This window comes from Cohnella cellulosilytica (assembly GCF_042431195.1).
GTDB lineage: Bacteria > Bacillota > Bacilli > Paenibacillales > Paenibacillaceae > Cohnella > Cohnella cellulosilytica.
On the sequence record NZ_JBHMDN010000017.1, the window covers coordinates 1 to 14,624 of the forward strand.

The window sequence follows — 14,624 nt, forward strand, 5'->3', positions numbered from 1 at the left end:
GCTAACAGTCTTGCGTAGCAAGCTACGCAAGATAGTCCGCTCGACTTGCATGTATTAGGCACGCCGCCAGCGTTCGTCCTGAGCCAGGATCAAACTCTCCATAAAAGAAGTTTCAACGGCAGGGTTCCGAAGGAATCCCGAGAGTTGAAAGCTTCAGGTTACAGAGCCTTTGAGGCTCATTTCTTGCTGGTTATCGTCTTTCGACGATGCTTTGTTTCTTACGCTCAATGTTCAGTTTTCAAAGAACAATCGGTGTTGCTTGTCCCGCCTCGTTTCCGAAAGCAGGAATCTCATCATACCATGCTGAGACTTGACATGCAACTCTTTTTTTCAGCGCCCGTTTTGTCTATCTTTTTGTATAGAAGCGCGGGCGAATCTATCGTTTTCACAACAGTTATAAACAATATCACAGACTCAATGGACTTGCAACTGGAAAAATACCACATTGCCATAAAAAATAACTTGCGACAATTGCGCGCCGCCTCCGCCAACCGGACCTTCTTGCCCGAAGCCCGGTTGGCGAACACCTGCGCGCCCTCGTCTAACTCCGCCGCCTCATCGCACTCCGTCCCGCCCCGTTGCAAGCTCCAGCCGCAAGCCAGGAGCGGCGCGAGCTTCCAGCACATAATCCGCGGGTCCCTCGAACTCGCAGAAGACGGTGTCCCCTTCTCTCCTCCAGGACAGACGGATGTCGCCGCCCGCCGCAGGAATCGTTCCGGAACAGATCTCCAGCCCGCATGAACCGACTTCCGCGACGACGCGGCGACGATCGTGCTCGACCTCGCGCAAACCGAGAACGTCCCGGTACAGCCATTGAATAACATGCGAAGCAAACCCGTGGTTCAGGCTGGCCGACGTATCCTTATGCTCCCACAGCGTTCCCGTCCGCTCCGCCATATACAGAAAATACGACTCGATCTCCCGCAGCAGCCGCTCGACCTCGCCATAGCGGGACAGCAGGTCCAGCCGCAGGTAATTGCCGATAAAGGCGTTGGCCGGATAGACCGACGAATGGCTGACGGCCGCGTCCCGCTCCGGCCCGAATTCCTCCAGCAGCGTCCGCCACAGCTCGGCATCGGTATCCGGGGACGCCACTCCGAAATAAAAGGCGTAATACTGGCACACCTCCGTCGTCTCCCCGGTCGGAACCAGACATCCGTCTTTTCTCACCGCATTGTCGGTAAAAAACCGTCCCGCAAGCGCAAGCTGCCGGATCGCGGGACGCAGCCGCGCGGCCTTGTCGAGCCATATCCGCTCCCCGTACAAGCGTCCGGCCGCATCCAAAGCTCCGGCATAGAGCATGTTGATCGGAAAATTGACGTCTTGAACGAAATCGTTGGCCTTCGACCATTCCACGAAAACCCAGCCTTCCAGCTTCTCCAGCAGGCCGAACTCGTTTTCGAAGCGTTCGAAATAATTCAAGTAATCGCGGATTCGCGGCTCCATCTCCCGCACCAGAGTCCGATCGCCGTTACGTTGCCTGGCATACTCCTCCAGCTCAAGCACCAGCCAGAAGCCCCAATTCGGAATGTTCCCGTGCGGCGTCCAGTCGATATCGGCGGGATAGCACATCGGCAGCATGCCTTCCTCCACTCCGGGGAACGAATCGGGCAGCCGGAAGTTCTCGATGAAGTTCCGCTCCACCGCGGCTTCTCCCGTCAACCAGTATTCCACGCGTGCCGTAAAATAGCTGTCGCACAGCCAGCCGGCCCGCTCCCGCGACGGACAATCCATATAAATGTCGGTGACGTTCTGCTTGAAGGTTTCCCGGGCGGCTTCGAAAATGACGTTCAGCTCCCGGCTTGCGCTGCGGAAGATGGCATCGTCAACGTCCGGATTGCCAAGCTCCCGCAAGCCGGTCCCTTCGATCCGCACCGCTCCTTCGAAAGCGGCCAGCGTCAAATAACGGAACGTATACGGCTCCATGCTCTCCAACTCGTATTCGCCCGGCTCAAGCTCGTATACGATGGCGTTGACGCTTCCGCTGCGCAGCGGATCGGGCTCTCCGTTCGGGGCGAGAATTTCGTCGAACAGCAAAACCAGCTTCGTCCGCTCCGCACAGCTTGCCCGAACCCCGGGAAACCCCGTCAAATTCAGCCCCATGTCGAACGTCCGATACTCCCCGCCCGTAAGCCCGATCGGACGATCGGCCTCGTACGGCACGCCCGTCTCGCGCCGTTCGGCCGCTTCCCATGCCTGAAGCTCGTCCGACATCCCGACCTCCAGTTCGTCCTCCGGATACCCCCGCAGCTCCTGCCCGATCTCCAGCAGAGCTCCGAGACGACGGCGCTTGGCCGAAGCGTTGCGCTGCATCCGCCCCTCCGACAGCAGCCGGACCGGGATCCGCAGCTCGAAACGGGACGGATTCACGCCGCGTTCGAGCAGCCGCTTGGGCTCCGTCTCGGCGCAGGCCGCGACCTCCTCCGTCTTATCCGCCGCCAGCCGCCACCGCTGCGCGCCGGCATCCATCCGGTAATATTCGGCAAAGGTCCGCTGGTACATATAACGCTGTATCCGCTGCACCCGCTGGGGCAGGATGCGCGCTTCGAAAGCGGCCGCTCCCCCGGCTGCCGAAGTCATCGCCGCAATCTCCTCTCCGACGACAACTTCGGCTTGCAGGAACGACGGCTGATCGAGCGTATAATAGCTGTTGATATTGGCGCCGTTCACCTCGATCGCCACGACGTTGAGCGGTTCCGTCAGCAGTCCGCTCAAATCCCATTCGTCCACCCGATAGTAGCCGTGCGGACCGCGGGCCGGGCCATGGGCGACAAAACGCCCATTTACGTAACAGCGATACAGCGTCGAAGCCGCCAGCCGCAGCCGCGCCCGCTTGCCCCCGGCCGCTCCGACGACCGCCCGGAAACCGACCGTCAAATTCATTTCCCGTTCCCGGCCCGCCGGCCATACCGGACGCGCGGCAGCGAACGATACCGAGCTTTTCGTCATAAGTCCGTTCTCCTCTCCAGCTTGAGCGTTTTCCCTTCCGTATCAGCCTTTGACCGCTCCCTGTACCATGCCGGACACGATATATTTCTGCGCGGTCAGGAACAGCACGACGACCGGCAGCGCGGACAGGAGCAGATCGGCGAACACATAGTTCCAATCGCTGAAATACTGCCCGAAGAAATTGTACACCGTCAGCGGCATCGTCCATTTGCTGCTGTCCAGAAAATAGAGCGGGAGCATAATGTCGTTCCAGATGCTCAGCACCAGGAAAATGACGTTCGAGACAACGACCGGCAGCAGCAAAGGCAGCAAAATCCTTCCGTAAATCCGATAAGAGCCGCAGCCGTCGATCGCCGCCGCTTCGTCGATGTCGCGGGGAACCCCCTTAATGAAACTGCTGTACAGAAATACGCTGAATGGCATCTGCACCGCGGCGTTGACGAGCACGACTCCGAGAATCGAGCCCATCAGCCCGAGCGCCTTGAGCACCGCATACGTCGTAATGATCTGCATCGGCGCGATCAGCCCCAGCAGGAAAAAGACGTACATGAAGCCGGTCGTTCTGCCTCCCCTGCGAGCGATGACGAACGCCGCGGCGGAGGACAGGAATACCGTTATGCCGGTGGACAGGAAGGTGAGCAGCACGCTGTTTCCGAAAGCCCGTCCGAGGTCCGCCGAACGAATCACGAACGCATAGTTGTCGAAGCGCCAGTCCGACGGCAGCCGGATATTGAACAGCGAAGCTTCCGCCGACGTTTTCAGCGATCCGAACACAACCATGAGCAGAGGAACGACGATGATAAGGCTGGCCAGCACGGCAACGATCTCCAGACCCAGCAGTCCGGCCCTGTTTTTAGAGGTCACCATTACATTTCCACCTCTTTCCTGCGCAAATAATGGTTCAGCAGAAGCGTAATCGCCGCCACCATCACGGTCAGCACCAGCGACATCGCGCTCGACTTGCCGAGCAGTCCGGAGGAGAACGCCTGATAAATATAGGTGGCCAGCACCTGGGTGGAGAAGCCGGGACCGCCGTTGGTCAGCACATATACGTTGCCGAACACCTTCAGCCCGCCGATCAGATTCATCGTCACCGCGATCGTCGTGGCCGGCGCGAGCAGCGGCAGCGTCACATGGCGGAACCGCGCGAACGACGAAGCTCCGTCGATGACCGCCGCTTCATAATAGTCGCCCGGAATGCCCTGCAGCCCGGCGATGTAAATAATCATCGAGAAGCCGCTCCACTGCCAGATTTCCGTCGCGATAATAATCGACATCGCCGTATTCCCCTGTCCCAGCCAGTCGATTTCCGGATTCACGCCGAACAGCTGCAGAAACTGATCGAACAAGCCGCCCATTTGAAAGACGGAAGTGAACATGACGCCGATGACGACGATGCTCAGCATGGCGGGAAAGAAGAAAATCGAACGATAGACCGCCCTGAGCTTCAACGGTTTGATCATCAGCAGCGCCAGCAGCAGGCCGAGCAGCACCTTGAATACCGTAGTAAAGAACGCAAAGGATAGCGTATTGGTCAACGATTTCGCAAAACGTTCGTCTCCGAGCACCGATCGGAAATTGTATAGCCCGTTCAACTTCGGGTGCAGCAGCCTTTGCAGATCCCAGTCCGTAAAAGCCATGAAAATGCCGGCGATAACCGGAAGCGCAAAAAATACGAAATAAACGAGCAGGGCCGGGAACGTGAGGGAATAGCTGTATAAATTCAGTTTGCGGTTCATGTATGGCGCACCCCCTCCCGCAGCGCGGGTCAAAATCGGACGGCGCCGCCGGGCAGCGCCGTCCTGTCGTTGCATGCGAAGCGATCAGAAGCCGGGAATGCCTTTTTCCCTGCCCATCTGCTGGAAGCTCTTGTCGATATCCTGAATCATGTCGTCGGCTTTTTTGCCGAGCAGCACTTCGATGTAAGCCGGATGGAGCGCATCGCCCAACCAAGCGCCGGCGCCGACCAGATCGAAATAATCGTTCATCTGGATCGTCGATTTGCCCTGCTTCAAATAATCGTCGTACGCGGTTTGCAGAGCCGGGGGCAGGCTGCCGCCATCGACATCGCCCGCTGCGGGCAGTCCCGGGTTTTCCTTGAAGTAGAGGTCCTGATATTTCGGCTGCGACCACAAGTCGAGCCATTTTTTGACTTCGTCCACGTGCTTGCCGTTTTTCATGACGACAACGCTCCAGGAAATGTCCGCCGATACAATCTTGTCGGTATCGTTGTAAGGAACTCCGAAAAATCCGATATCCGCGTCCGGCCATTTCGTGGCAATGTCCTTAATCGCGTATTCGCCGCTGATCATCATGCCGGCTTTGCCGGTCGCAACGGCTTCCTTGGCCATATCGTACGTGGCCGTCACGTGGTTCTTGTTGACGTAGCCGTCCGTCACCAATGCCCGATAGTCGCCGAGCGCCTGCTTGAATTCGGGAATGTCGGCGAACTTTTTCTTGTTCTGCACAAGCTCCTCCCAGTTCTGCTGCGCCCGGTCGCCCAGCAGCGCGTTCGTATAGACGAGCATCGGAATTTGCGTCGTCCACGTATCCTTATTGGAGAGATAGAGCGGATCTTTGCCCGACTCCTTGATTTTGGCCAGAACGTTCAGGAAATCGCCGTAAGTCGTCGGAACCTCCAGACCGAGATCGGCAAATACTTGCTTGTTGTAAATTGCCCCGATGACGTTGCCCGGAGCGACGTACGGGAACGAGTAGATTTTGCCGTCCGCCCGGAAGGAATCGGCGTTGTTCAGCCGTGCGACCCACGGCTCGCCGCTCAGGTCCTCGAAATTGTCGCGGTAGTTAAACGTCTCGTAGCTGGCCGGCGTGTTCAGATCGACGACGTCCGGAACTTCTCCGGAAGCGATCTTGGTCAGCAGCAGGCTGTTGAACTGCGGATCGGGAACGACCTGGAACTCCACGTTGTAGTTTTCGTCCTGCTTCATCAGTTCCGCCATTTGCTTCTGCGCTTCCTTGATGCGCGCCTGCGTCGTCATGTACGTAATCGTGATCGGCTTGTCCGTCCCGGCTTCCGCTGAAGCGTTTGCATTGGAATTCGCGTTATTTTTGCCGCCGCAAGCGCTTAATGCGATTAGCGCAGCCGTTATCGTCAGCAGCAGGGTCGTGTTTCGGATTCGTTTGAATGACATTTTGTATCCCCCTTGTTGGTTATGATCCGCGGAGCAACATCGGCCGGAGTTGCAACCCCATTATAGGCCGCCCGCCCAAAGCCGAGAAATGGATAATTAGGACCCGCTTATGGATAAAAATAAAAACGGGTCAGCCGCCCTTGTAATCGGTCGGCCAAATTCCCGTTTCTTTCTTGAACACCCGACTGAAATACAACGCATCGTTAAATCCGACCAGATCCGCCACTTCCCTCACCCGCAAGTCCGGGTCCGCGGCGATCATTTCTTTCGCTTTTTCGATCCGGAGTTTGGTCAAATATTGGGACGGAGACATTCTCATATGCGTGCGGAAAAGCTTGCTGATATAAGAAGACACGAAGCCGAACGTGCGGGACAACGTCTCGTTCGTGATCGCTTCGGCGTAGTGTTCTTTCAGAAACCGCTCCACGTCGCGTACGACGGGAGGAACAAGCTCGGCGTCCCGCGACGCGAACATATTCTGGAACACGCTCAGCAGATTGGCCCGCAAGTCGTCGTAACCGCTCGCATTGGTGATCGCTTCGCGAATGTCGAACTGCAGCTCCGCCACCGGAAACGACGCCTGAAAGGGAGATTCGTAAATTTTGACGGCAAGCAAATTCAGCGCCTGCTCCAGATCGATCTGGGGCAGACGTCTGCGAGCAAATTCCGCGAACAATTCCCGCAGCCCGTCGTCGAGCCCGTCCCAGTTTTTGCGGGCCAGCTCGGAGAGCAGCACCTCCGTCATATCCGGAGCCGCGGGGCGGCCCCCCTCTCCAGCCAGGACGGGACGGCGGGATTCGCAGCGGATAAGCTTCGCCCGCTCCAGCTCGACCTGCTGGTAGAGCGCCAAGCGGGCGGCGGCATAGAACGACGCCACCTCGCGCACGCCGTCCAGCACGGGACTGGCTGTGACCGTCAAGGTCCGCTCTCCTTCGGCGAGCAGTTCCTCGCACAAGCCTTGCAGACGCGACGCAGATTCTTCGCCTTCGGCGCCGAGCAGCACGACTTTGTCCGCCCCGGACTTCCCGTCGAGTATCCAGACGTTGTCCTTCCTCTCCGCCAGACGCGACGCCCGTTCTTCCAGGCCGATTCTCTGCCAATAACCCTTGGCCGGAATCATGCTGCCCGCGGGAACGAGCGGGAACGGTCCGGCGCAAACGACTGCGGCGACGTACCGGCGGCCCGCCAGTCCGGCCGGGGGAGGCTCCGACAAATTCGCTTCGCCGCTCAGCAGTTCGAACAAATAATTGCGCCGGATTTCATCCGCCCTGGACCGTACCATTTCCTCCAGCTTGCCCAGCACCTTGCGCAGTTCCGTTCGTTCTACCGGTTTCAGCAAATAGTCGAGCGCCTGATGGCGAATCGCCTTGCGGGCGTACTCGAAGTCCTGATAGCCGCTGACGACGACTTTCGGCAGCTCGGGGTACTGCCGGTTCAGCCGGGACATCAGCTCGATGCCGTCCATGGAAGGCATGCGGATGTCGGTAAAGACGATGTCCGCCTCTTCCCGCTCCAGCCATTCCAGCGCCGCCTTGCCGTTGATGACGCAGGCCGTCACCTTGAAATCCGGCTTCTCCGCCTCGATCATCCGGGCCAGACTTCTGGCGATCGGCGGTTCGTCTTCGACAACCAGCACGCGTATACTCATTTTATCGCACCGCCTATTCGAATAATCGCGCCTCTCGGCTCGTTCGCTAGTATCCGGTATTGAAAATCGCTCTTGTACATCAGTTTAAGCCTCACAATCGTATTGACCAATCCGAGTCCGCCGAACCCCATTCCTTCGATTCCGGCGGGCAGATTGCCGATCGTATCCTGAATTTTCAGTTCCAGTTCCTCTATTGCGCGGGGAGCGAAGCCCGAGCCGTTGTCGGCCACCTCGATCGTCCACCCGGTCTCGTCCGACCGCACGGCAATGCCGATGAACCACGGCGGATCTACGGAGGCGAAAGCATGCTGAAAACAATTTTCCACGATCGGCTGAAGAATCAGCTTCGGAACTTTCACCGCGGACGACGCTTCGTCGGCTTCGATGCGGTACGAAAAATAATTTTCGTACCGTTCCTTCATCAGCTCCAAATAATTGACCGTATGCTCGAATTCGTCCTTCAGCGTCGTCTCCGCAGTTGCGTACGAGGACGCGTATCGAAGCATGCGCGAAAGCTTGCCGCACATCTCCGTCACCTTGTCGTTGCCGGCTTCCTCCGCCGTCGAGCCGATCACGGCCAGCATATTGAACAGAAAATGCGGATTCATCTGCGACTGCATCGCCAGAAAATGCGCTTTGATCTCCTGCCCGACGGATTCGTTAAGCCTGCGGAACATGGCGTCGAACGCGCGATTGAGCAGTACGAACTCGTTTTTGTTGCCGCCCGGATCAAGCTCGATCGACAGATTGTTAAGCGTAACGTCCTGCAGCGATCTTCTTAGCTGAACGAGCGGCTTGGTCAAATTGCGCGAGAGCAGGAACGTAATCGCCAGCGTCACCAGAACGAGGCTGAGCCCGGACAGCAGCACGATTTGCAGAGCTGTACGCTTGGAAGCGAACAGCTCGTCGCGCGATTGAATGAGAATCAGCCGCTGTTCGGTAAATTCGGAAGGGACGACGACGGCCACCTTCTGTCCGCCTTCGCCTCCGGGAAGCGGCAGCGAAGTCTCGAATGCCTCGCCCGGACGTTGTCCCTGCAGGCCGGCCAGCGCCCGTTCCCAGTCCGCCCCGTCCTCGGCGCGCGCCGTCGCCGCCATCATTCGTCCGTCGGCGGCAAGCAAGTACGCCTGAACGCTGCCCAGCCTCTGAAAATCGAGAATGTCGGCCAGCTTCGCGTACGGCTGCTGCACCTCGACCAGAGCGAAATTTTCTCCTGTCGTCAAGTTTTTGATCAGCCTGACCAGGGAGACGATGCGCTGCTGCCCGTTGGCCGACCAGAAGTCCTCATGCGGAGGCAGGAGCAGCTTCCGCCCCTTGAGCGGGTCGACCTGCCCGTAGATGGCGGCCAGCTCGTCCGACCGCAGGAAGGCGTGAATTTGATCGGATGTCTCCTCCAAAATGCCGGTGCTCGCGTAGTCCCCCTGCAGGTTATACACGCTTACCCGCGAGGCCGAGACGTTCGGCCCGTTGATGGCGGCCAGCAGCTTGCCGAAATCGGCGGTCGTCCTGGGGTCTTTCTCGAAATAATTGCCCTCGTCCGGGTCGCGCTTGATCCGTCCCATCGTCTGGATAATTTGCGGGTTGGACATCATTTGCAGCGCAATCTGGTCCATCCCCTGGAAGAGCGAATCGACCTGGTCGGACGTTTTCACCGCAAGCTGCTCCAGATTCCGCATGGCATCGGCTTCCGTCGTCTTCACGATATACTGATAGAAAGCGATCACCGAGCAAGAGACGATCAGCATGGCGACAATCGAATATTGCAGAAACAGCTTCTTCTGGAACGCCAGACTATTGCGCATCCGATTCTCCTTCTTTCCGCGGATCGCCGCCCGCAAGCACGGTTTTCCGGTACAGATGCGGAGCTTGTCCCTGATATTTCTTGAAAGCGCGGCTGAACACCGCCAGATCCTGATAACCCGAAGCGCCGGCGATGTCCCGAACTTGACGGCGAGTGCCGATCAGCAGCCGCTTGGCATGCTCCATGCGCAGCCGCGTCAGCGCCTCCGCGATCGGCACGCCGTAGCGCGAGCGGAAGCATTTGGTCAAATAATCGGCCGAGAAATGAAATTCGGCGGACAGCCGTTCCATTGTCGGCGATTCATGGTAATGACTCTGCAAATAGTCGTAGATTCTGTCTGCCAGCGCATGGGCGGGCAGAACGTCCCGATACGTATGGAGCTGCCGCATCTCGTGCAGGAGCCGCAAAAACCGTCCCTGCGCTGCCACCCACTGCTGCCGGCCGTAATCGTCGATCAGCTTCTCGAGCTGCCGCCGCCATTCCTCTACAGGGAAGTAGGAGGAGCGCATCGGCACGGTAAATTCGAAGCGCGGAATGCGAATGCCGTCTCCGGAATCGGCCGTTCGAATTTGCGGGTCGCCCGATGCCGTTCCCGTGCCGCCGCCGTCTTCCGCAACTTCCCAGGCCCCCTCGGGCAAAAAATGAATCCAGTAAAACGAGGTTTTCGCGGAATGGGAACGATAGCCATGATGGCGCAGGCCCGGCGTCTGAATAAACCATTGTCCCTCCGTCAACTCGTATTCGCGCCCGTCTTCGGCGAAATACAGCGCTCCTTCGACCACGAACATCGCGACGAAGGCGGGAAATATCCGCTCGACATGCCTTTCGCCGGGTTGGAATTCCGACTTGCCCGCGCTGATAAAGGACGGAAGCGGCATTCCGTCCATGCGCAGCAAAGGCTTCGCTCCGAGTGCCATCCAAGCCCCTCCATCACATCGGAAATAATCAAATAATGAATGGTTTTAGATCTTCATTGAACCTTATTATAGCTGCTATTATAAGATTCATGCAAACTCTTTCGAAATCGGATATTGCATACTATATACCCATATAAACGGAGGTATTTGATGATGAGCCAAGCTCGCGCCGACGACTATGCAACCCCTTATCGCCTCGGCAGACCCGTATTGACCGGCTCCGGCCGCCCCGGAGCGTTCGACAGCCATGCGGTGGACATCCCTTTTGTTTTTGCCCATCGCGGCCGTTTTTATATGACCTATGTCGGTTTTGACGGGCTCGGGTATCAGACGGCGCTGGCGGTCAGCGACGACCTGCTGAATTGGGAGCCGCAGGGGCTGCTGCTGCGCAGGGAAGAAAACAGCGGACGCTGGGACCGGATCGGAGCGGCCGGCACCTGGATTTTGAAGGAAACGAACGGACTCCGCGAGCTGCCGACGCTGAAAAAAGTAAACGGGCGTTACTGGATGGCGTATCATTCCTACCCGGATTTCGGCTACGAGGAAGGGGCCGCCGAAATCGGCCTGGCCTGGTGCGAGGACGAAAATCTGCTGGAGTGGCATCGCTTGGAGCAGCCCGTGCTGAGCTGGAAGGACGGCGCGGATTGGGAGAAGGGCGGACTGTACAAAATTTGCCTGTTGGAGCATGAAGGAGCTTTCTACCTGTTCTACAATGCCAAAAACATCACGTACGGAGACTGGAAGGAGCAGATCGGCGGCGCCGTCTCCCGCGATTTGCTCGGCTGGGAACGGCTTGCGCACAACCCGGTGCTGAAGGTGTCGCCGGGAAGATGGGACAGCCAGTTCGTCTCTGAGCCGTGCATCGTCAGAGACGGGGACGCATGGCTGAACTTCACCTTCGGCTTCGACGGCGTCCATGCGCAAGACGGACTCGCGTTCTCCTCCGATCTGCTGCACTGGACCAAGCATCCGGACCCGATTCTGCCCGCCGGAGAGCCGGGATCCCTGGACGAGACGCACGCGCACAAAGCGAGCGTCATCTATTGGAAAGATACGCTGTACCATTTCTACTGCGCGGTCCGGCCTTATCGCGAAGGCGATCCGACGGTGCGGGAATACAACGAATTCCGCTGCATTACCGTCGCCGCCTCCAAGCCGTTCGCCTGAGCGCGCGCGGTGTCTGCGGTCCATTGCCTGCCAAAGAGCCGGATCGGGCTATCGATCCGGCTCTTGCGATCTATGCAGCGCCCCGAACAAACGGGACAGCCCGCGGATCATTTCATTTCCCCTTCGATCCGCTTCATGAACTCTTCGGCCGCGCTGTACCCCTGCTGCTTCAAGTACCAGCTGTTGGCCGCGGCCTCGATCATGCCGGCGACGTCCCTGCCCGGCTGGAGCTGTATCTCCAGGTGGGGAATTTTGACGCCGAGATAATCGGTATATTTCTGCTCGATCTCCAGCTCGTTGTTCAGCGCTTGGTCCTTCCACGGAGACAGCTCGATGTCCAGAACGATGCGCGTCTCGTCCTGGAACGCCCGCCTGCCGTACAGGCGAACGACGTTGACCAGTCCGATGCTGCGCAGCGCGAGAAACTCCCGCGTCGTCTCGTTGTGCGTGCCGAGAATCGTTTTGGAGCTCAGCTTTTTCAGCACGACGATGTCGTCCGCGACCAGTCGATGCCCTCTGCGAATAAGCGTGTGGGCCGTCTCGCTCTTGCCGATGCCGGATTTCCCCCGCAGCAGAATGCCGATGCCCGACACGTTGATGCAGACTCCGTGAATGGCGATTTCCGGAGCCAGCGCCTGCGTCAGATAAGCGTCCAGCTTGCCGAGAAATTCCGTCGTCGCATCCGGCGTCCGCAGCAGCGGAATGCCTTCCTGCTGGCAATAGATCATTAAATACTTCAAGCCGTCCTGGTTGGCGGTAACGATAAAGCAGGGAGGATGATACTTCACCACGTTGCCGATGTGCAGCTTCCTCTCGTCCTCCGTCTGCTTGTGCAAATAGTTGATTTCCTTCCGGCCGAGCACCTGAACCCGGTTCATCGGGAAGAAATCGAAATAACCGACGAATTCAAGCCCCGGACGATGGGCTCTCGAACGCGTTACAACTCGGTCCAGGCTTTCCTCTCCGGCCAAAATCTCCAGCCTGAATTTCTCCTGCAATTGCTTCACCGTAATGGATTTCAATCGAGTCCCCCCTAACGCCTCCATTATAGCAAAAATAACCGAAGCTTCCATCATCTCCGTCCGCTTTCATAAGTTCTTGCCCGCTTTCATATCCATGAATATCGAGAAACAGGAGGTTATGGAATGAACGTTGACAAGCTCGCCCGGTATTGCCGGTTAAAAGCTCAAATCAAGCAGACGGAAGACGAACTCGAGCAGCTTCGGCGGGAGATTACGAACGAATTCTCGCAGGACGCGGAATTCAGCATCGGCGATTATACGCTGAAGATCGTTTACCAGGAAAAAAGACACTACAACGATCAGCAATTGGCCGCCGCGCTGCCCGACCCCGAGCTGTGGAAGGCGCTGTTCAAAGCCGATCCGGCCAAAATATCCGCGCTCGTCAAGACGGGACTGCTAAGCGAGAAATCGCTCGAAGGCACCTATACGACGGCCCGCACGCCCTATTTATACGTAACGCCGACGCTTCGCGAGACGCAGACGTAGAGGGTGTCTCATAAGCCAACCAAGTTGCTTAAAAAGATAATCGATGAACAAGGTGCAAGGGGGATGTACCTCCTTCCGATGCTATACGCTCCTGAAATGGGAATGATAAACCCGTCAATCGGTGATTTCAGGAGCGTATGAGGCATTCTCCAGGAGATACATCCCCCTACTTTATCTATCGATCATTTCAAGCAACTCTGCTGATGAGACAGCCCCTCCGCTTTGTCGGTGGGATTTTTAACGCTCCGACGTTATCCCTTGCGCTCAGCCGCGATTCTGTCCGCCAGCTGCGCCAGGTCCATGCCCTTCAGCGCTCCCTCGATCAGCTCCGGCAGCCGGTCCGGGGAGCAGCCGAAGCAGGGGATGCCGAGCTTGGCTAATCTCTTGGCGATTCCCTCGTCATAGGAAGGCACGCCGTCGTCGGACAGCGCGAGCAGACAGATCGCCTGCACGCCGGCCTGCCGCATCTCGCCCAGGCGCCGGATCATCTCCGCCTGGTTGCCCCCCTCGTACAGATCCGACACGAGAAGGAACAGCGTCTTCTTCGGCTCGCGAATGAAGGCTTCGCAATAAGCGAGCGACTTGTTGATGTCCGTCCCGCCCCCGAGCTGCACGCCGAACAGCATATCGACCGGATCTTCTGCGCACTGCTCCGTCAGATCGACAACCTCGGTGTCGAACACGACGACGCGGGTATCGAGCGAGGGCATGCTCGCGAAGATGGAGCCAACGATCGAAGCGTAGATGACGGAGCCCGCCATCGAGCCGCTCTGGTCGATGTCGAGAATAACCGTCCATTCCTTGCTTCTGCGGGCGCGATCATAGAAGAACACTCTGTCGGGGATCAGCAGCCCTCTTTCACTGTCGTAGTTTTTCAAGTTTTTGCGGATCGTCGTTTTCCAATCCAGCCCGCTGGCCGAAGGCAGGGGAGAATGCTGCCGCCGGTTCAGCGCCCCGGTGACGGCCCGCCTCATCTCCTGCTCCAGCCGTCTCAGGATGTCTTCAACCACCGTCTTCACCAACTGCCGCGCGGCTTCCTTGCCCTTCTCGGGAATTTGTCCCTTCAGCGCAAGCAGCGTCGCCACCATCTGAATGTCCGGCTTGACCTTGGACAGCAGCTCCGGCTCGAACAGCAGCTGGTTCAGCCCTTTGCGCTCGATGGCGTCCGACTGAATGACCGACACGATGTCGGACGGAAACAGCGAGCGGACGTCTCCCAGCCACTTGGCCAGACGCGGAGACGACTTGCCGAGCCCGGCGGACCGCGAGGAAGATCCGCTCGCGTTCCCGCCGCTGCCTCCGGCCGCTCCGTCCTTCCCGGTATCGTCATAGATCGCCGCCAGCGCCTCGTCTCTCAGCAGATCCTCGGGGTCCAGCAGGCCGCCGGGCCCGGAGGCGCCCATCGCCTCCAGCTTCTCCTCCGCCGCCGCTCCGAGAATGAGCCGCCAGCGCTTCAGCTTCTCTCGATCGAGATCGCTCATA

Annotated in this window: 11 protein-coding genes and 1 rRNA gene; 2 read left to right on the top strand and 10 right to left on the bottom strand. The window is 58.3% G+C overall.

The annotated features are described in order from the left end of the window. The 8 genes from ACFFT4_RS13600 to ACFFT4_RS13635 form a co-directional block, all read right to left on the bottom strand. Positions 1-105: ribosomal RNA gene (locus ACFFT4_RS13600) — 16S ribosomal RNA — on the bottom strand; the annotation flags it as partial. A gap of 450 nt (positions 106-555) precedes the next feature. Next, positions 556-2,949 (bottom strand): alpha-L-rhamnosidase-related protein, encoded by a 2,394-nt coding sequence (locus ACFFT4_RS13605; protein WP_378048446.1) that lies wholly within the window; start codon positions 2,947-2,949, stop codon positions 556-558. Positions 2,950-2,991: 42 nt separating this feature from the next. Next, positions 2,992-3,816, bottom strand: a complete 825-nt coding sequence (locus ACFFT4_RS13610; RefSeq protein ID WP_378048448.1) for a carbohydrate ABC transporter permease — start codon at positions 3,814-3,816, stop codon at positions 2,992-2,994. Next, positions 3,816-4,688: a carbohydrate ABC transporter permease gene (locus ACFFT4_RS13615; RefSeq protein ID WP_378048450.1), complete on the bottom strand. Its 873-nt coding sequence runs from the start codon at positions 4,686-4,688 to the stop codon at positions 3,816-3,818. The genes ACFFT4_RS13610 and ACFFT4_RS13615 overlap by 1 nt, the downstream gene beginning before the upstream one ends. A gap of 84 nt (positions 4,689-4,772) precedes the next feature. Beyond that, positions 4,773-6,101: an ABC transporter substrate-binding protein gene (locus ACFFT4_RS13620; RefSeq protein WP_378048452.1), complete on the bottom strand. Its 1,329-nt coding sequence runs from the start codon at positions 6,099-6,101 to the stop codon at positions 4,773-4,775. A gap of 130 nt (positions 6,102-6,231) precedes the next feature. Further along, positions 6,232-7,749 carry a response regulator gene (locus ACFFT4_RS13625; RefSeq protein ID WP_378048454.1) on the bottom strand — a complete coding sequence of 506 codons (1,518 nt, stop codon included), beginning with the start codon at positions 7,747-7,749 and terminating at the stop codon, positions 6,232-6,234. Then, complete coding sequence (locus tag ACFFT4_RS13630) at positions 7,746-9,551, bottom strand: sensor histidine kinase (protein ID WP_378048456.1); 1,806 nt, start codon at positions 9,549-9,551, stop codon at positions 7,746-7,748. The genes ACFFT4_RS13625 and ACFFT4_RS13630 overlap by 4 nt, the downstream gene beginning before the upstream one ends. Next, the gene (locus tag ACFFT4_RS13635; RefSeq protein ID WP_378048457.1) at positions 9,541-10,467 is read right to left on the bottom strand and encodes a helix-turn-helix transcriptional regulator; all 927 of its coding nucleotides are present in this window, start codon (positions 10,465-10,467) and stop codon (positions 9,541-9,543) included. Before ACFFT4_RS13635 ends, ACFFT4_RS13630 begins: the two co-directional genes overlap by 11 nt. A gap of 153 nt (positions 10,468-10,620) precedes the next feature. Between ACFFT4_RS13635 and ACFFT4_RS13640 the strand changes: the two genes are divergently transcribed. After that, positions 10,621-11,634 (top strand): glycoside hydrolase family protein, encoded by a 1,014-nt coding sequence (locus tag ACFFT4_RS13640; RefSeq protein ID WP_378048459.1) that lies wholly within the window; start codon positions 10,621-10,623, stop codon positions 11,632-11,634. Positions 11,635-11,741: 107 nt separating this feature from the next. Here the strand turns inward: ACFFT4_RS13640 and hprK are convergent, their stop codons facing one another. After that, complete coding sequence (hprK, locus tag ACFFT4_RS13645; protein WP_378048461.1) at positions 11,742-12,656, bottom strand: HPr(Ser) kinase/phosphatase; 915 nt, start codon at positions 12,654-12,656, stop codon at positions 11,742-11,744. A gap of 123 nt (positions 12,657-12,779) precedes the next feature. On the opposite strand from hprK, the gene ACFFT4_RS13650 reads away from it, so the two are divergent. Next, positions 12,780-13,142: a hypothetical protein gene (locus tag ACFFT4_RS13650; RefSeq protein WP_378048462.1), complete on the top strand. Its 363-nt coding sequence runs from the start codon at positions 12,780-12,782 to the stop codon at positions 13,140-13,142. 251 nt (positions 13,143-13,393) lie between these two features. Here the strand turns inward: ACFFT4_RS13650 and ACFFT4_RS13655 are convergent, their stop codons facing one another. Next, positions 13,394-14,623 carry a VWA domain-containing protein gene (locus ACFFT4_RS13655; RefSeq protein ID WP_378048463.1) on the bottom strand — a complete coding sequence of 410 codons (1,230 nt, stop codon included), beginning with the start codon at positions 14,621-14,623 and terminating at the stop codon, positions 13,394-13,396. Position 14,624 lies beyond the last annotated feature (1 nt).